The organism is Actinomadura formosensis NBRC 14204 (genome assembly GCF_001552155.1).
GTDB lineage: Bacteria > Actinomycetota > Actinomycetes > Streptosporangiales > Streptosporangiaceae > Spirillospora > Spirillospora formosensis.
This window is the reverse complement of the sequence record NZ_BCQQ01000251.1, coordinates 1-3,484: the sequence shown is the minus strand read 5'-3', so window position 1 is coordinate 3,484 and position 3,484 is coordinate 1. Positions and strand designations below refer to the sequence as shown.

Annotated in this window: 2 protein-coding genes; both read right to left on the bottom strand. The window is 72.2% G+C overall.

Annotated elements, in window-relative coordinates:
* Positions 1 to 41: 41 nt before the first annotated feature.
* Positions 42 to 1,508, bottom strand: coding sequence for an FAD-dependent monooxygenase (locus AF1_RS32190; protein WP_067808055.1), 1,467 nt, complete (start codon positions 1,506 to 1,508; stop codon positions 42 to 44).
* 39 nt (positions 1,509 to 1,547) lie between these two features.
* Positions 1,548 to 3,484, bottom strand: a 1,937-nt coding sequence (locus tag AF1_RS32185; RefSeq protein WP_157419415.1) for an SDR family NAD(P)-dependent oxidoreductase, incomplete at its 5' end; no start/stop codon positions are given.

Genomic DNA, 3,484 nt, shown 5'->3' with positions numbered 1-3,484 from the left:
TTAAGGGGCTATGCCCTTGACCCGGAACCGCAGCCGCAGGCTCAGCCGAACCAGGTCTGGGCCGCCACGCGCAGGCCCTTGTCGCCGTCACTGTCCTGGTCGGCCCAGGCGATGAAGCCGTCCGGGCGGACCAGCACCGCGCGGGCGTCCAGCTCGGGGGTCGGCTCGACGGTCACCACGCCCACCTGGGCGTTCACGTCCGGGACGGCGCCCGGCTTCCCCGTCAGGTTCAGCAGCACGGCGCGGCCGTCGATCAGCAGGTCGTACGTCGACAGCTTCGTGCCGTCAGGGGTGGCGACCGGCACGTCCTGGAACCGGGTGCCGATCAGCGGGTGCGCGCCGTCCCCGGACGGCAGCCCCGGGTACTCGAAGTCGTAGGCCACCTCCGTCACGTACTGGACGAGGTACCGCTGCACCTCCTTCATCTCGATGAGCCCCGTCAGCACTTCCCGGAGCGCCGTGACATGGTCCAGCGGATACATGGCCGCGACCTGCGCCTTCGCCCGCACGCACGCGCGCCGCCCGACCGGGCGCCGCTCCTCCTCGTAGCTGTCCAGCAGGCCGTCCGGCGCCCGGCCCTGCACCTGCGCGGCCAGCTTCCAGCCGAGGTTCACGGCGTCGTGGACGGTGGTGACCATCCCGTTGCCCGACGACGGCGGATGCGAGTGCGCGGCGTCGCCCACGAGCAGCACCCGGCCGTCCCGGTAGCGGGTCGCCAACCTCGTCGGATGGCCGTTGCGCTCCATCCAACTCGGCTCCTCGATCGCGGGCGCCTCGCCGGTGATCCGCTGGATGCTCGCGAGGACCTCCTCGCGCGTCACCGGCACCTCCGGCCCCGCCGGCTCCCCGACGAACTCGACCGTCATCAGCCGGATCCGGCCCTCCTGCAGTGGCAAGATGCCCAGCTGCCCGTTCGGGTACAGGCCCCGGACGAACGTGTCCCGGTTCCCCTCGAATTCCTTCACGTCGGCCGTGACACCGTAGTACGACGGCGCGAACTCCTCGTACTCGAACCCGCAGAGCCGCCCCACCGTGCTGTGCACACCGTCGCAGCCCACCAGGTACGCGCAGCGCAGGTCCCGCTCGCCCGAATCCGACCGCACCCGGACCGTGACGCCGTCCGCGTCCTGCTCGACGGCCGTCACCTCCTGCCCGTGCAGCACCTCCACGCCGAGCTCAAGGGCCCGCTCCTCCAGCACCTCCTCGGTGCGGACCTGCGGGACGAGCATGTCGTACTCGGTCTCCGCCAACTCCTCGTCGTACTCGATGGTGATCAGCCCGAAGTGCGAGCGGCCCCAACGGGGCGTGTCCGGGCCCCCGAACCGCCCGGCGATCCCGCGCTGCTTCAGCGTCTCCACGCAGCGCGCGTGCAGCAGCCCGCCGCCCGACTCGTGCGACCGGCCCGTCCGCTTCTCCAGGACGGTCGTCCGGACGCCCGCGAGGCCCAGCTCACAGGCCAGCATCAGCCCGCCAGGACCCGCTCCGATGATCACGACATGGTCGTTCATGCTGTACTCCCGCTCTGTAGATGTGATGGGACGTGCGTGTCAGGCGTCCGCCGCCGCGGCGAGCTCGGCGCCGAGGTGCGCGGCCAGCGCCGCCGGGGTCGGCAGGTCGTACACCGCGCTCGCCGACAGCGCGAGACCCGTACCCTCCGTCAGCCGGTCCCGCATGGTCAGCGCGCCGAGCGAGGTCATCCCGAGGTCCAGGAAGTCGGCGTCGGCCGGGACCGGACTGCCCGGGTCGTGCCCGAGGGCCTCCGCGGTCAGGGCGAGCACGAACTCCAGCAGCAGGCCGTCGCGCTCCTCCGGCGACCGTTCGGCGAGCCGTCGCAGCAGGGCGCCCTTGCTCATGTCGACGCCTACCTGCTCGGGGTCTCCGGCCTTGCGTGGGCCGACGCCAGGGAAGCCCTCGGGCAGCTCGGCCACCACCAGGTCGGCGGCATTGTTCGCCACGAAGCGGGGGAGGTCGCGCAGGGCGACCGCCGCACGGATCGGACGTAGTCCGGGGGCGTCGTCGGCGGCGGATCCGTCACCCTCGACCGGGCCCCAGGCGAGCGCCGTCCCGGCTAGGCCGTCCTGCCGCCGCTGCCGCGCCACCATTTCGTGGACGGCCCCGATTGCCAGGTCGCCTGGCCTGTCGGCGCACATGGTGGCGGTGGCCGTCAGGGGAGCGAAGAGGACGAAGGCCGATAGGTCGAGTTCCGTGGTGGCCTCGTGGAGGTTCCAGGCCGCTTCCGCTGTTGCTCGTGGTTCTGGGGTGTTGGTGGACGGTAGTGCTGCGGCATGGATGACCGCAGTTGGTGGTGTGTCCGTCGTGAACAGTTCTCGGACGGCGTTCTGGTCGTCGACGTCGCAGGTCACGAGCGTGGCGTGGGCGCCTAGCCCGGCCAGCTCGGCGGGCAGGCCCGCCCCCTCGGGGTCGGCCGGGTCGCGGACGAGCACGAGCCGCGTCGCACCTGCCCCGGCCAGCCGGCGCGCGACCTCTGCTCCGAGGCCGCGCGTCCCGCCGGTGACCAGCACCGGACCGGACGATGTCCAGGGCGTAGTCGCGGTGGGGCTGCTCGTCGCGGGGACCAGGCGCCTGATGTAGACGCCGTCGTCCCGGACTGCCGCCATCTCGTCGCCGCCCGCCAGCACTGCGGCCAGCCAGCGGGCTCCCGATCGTCCTGGGAACGTCCCCGGCAGGTCGACGGCTCGGAGAAGGCGGCGCCGGCTGCTGTTCTTGGTCGTCGCGATGACGCCCCAGAGTTGCGCGAGGCCCGGGTCGTCCGGGAGCCCGCCGGGCGTCGTGCTGACCGCGCCGCGTGTGACGAACCACAGCGGGGCGTCCACCCCGGCTAGCGCGAATGCCTCTGGTATGCCGACCACTTGGCGGTGCAGCGGTGCCAGGTGGTCGGCTTCTGGCCTCGTCGGGCCTGTCAGGTAGAGGATGCCGCGAACCCGCGTCCCCTGGATGCTCCGGGCGATCTCCTCGGCGAGCTGGTCCGCGTCCGCGTCGGCGTCGAGCGGCAGGGCCAGCGGGACGACGTCGGCGCCGCGCTCGGCGAGCACCTCCGCCAGCACGTCGTCGTCCGACCGTGTCGGCTCAGAGCGCAGCAGCAGCCACGAACCCGACAGGGAGAAGTCCCCGGACACCGGGACGCGTTCCCAGGACGGCTCGTGCCACCACGAGCCGCTCCGCCGCCACGCCGACAACGCCGGGAGCAACTCGGCCAGCAGGCCGCGCTTGGCCGGGTCGTCCAGGTCCAGGTCCAGCGTCGAGGAGAGCGCCGCCAGGTCATGCTGATCGATCGCCGACCACAACTCGGTCTCCTGCCCCGGGACTGCTCCGGCTGCGCTGTGCCCGTTGCTTGCCTTGGGCTCGTACCAGAAGGCGCTGTGCTGGAAGGGGTAGGTGGGGAGCGGCTCGGTCCGTTGGTGGGTGGTGTTGGGCCAGGTGACCTGGAAGTTGGTGGCGGTGTGGATGTGTGCGAGCGCGGTGC